Genomic DNA, 293 nt, shown 5'->3' on the forward strand with positions numbered 1-293 from the left:
CTTCACGAACCTTCGCCGGGTCAGCGCCATTTTTTGCGGCGAACAGCAGCGCTTCGGCCACCGCCTGGATGTTCAGGGCAACGATGATTTGATTCGCGACTTTCGCGGTCTGGCCATCGCCGTTGCCACCGACCAGGGTGATGTTCTTGCCCATGGCCTGGAACAACGGCAAGGCGCGCTCGAAGGCGGCACTGTCGCCACCGACCATGATGCTCAGCGTCGCGGCCTTGGCACCGACTTCACCGCCGGACACCGGGGCGTCGAGGTACTGGGCGCCTTTTTCGTTGATTTTC

Annotated in this window: 1 protein-coding gene; it reads right to left on the reverse strand. The window is 62.5% G+C overall.

What is annotated here, in order from left to right; genetic code table 11:
• Positions 1-293 (reverse strand): NAD(P)-binding domain-containing protein (locus Q7C33_RS28985; protein ID WP_407684604.1); only part of this gene is annotated, 293 nt, incomplete at both ends.

It is taken from the genome of Pseudomonas sp. BP11-1-1 (assembly GCF_052112105.1).
GTDB lineage: Bacteria > Pseudomonadota > Gammaproteobacteria > Pseudomonadales > Pseudomonadaceae > Aquipseudomonas > Aquipseudomonas alvandae.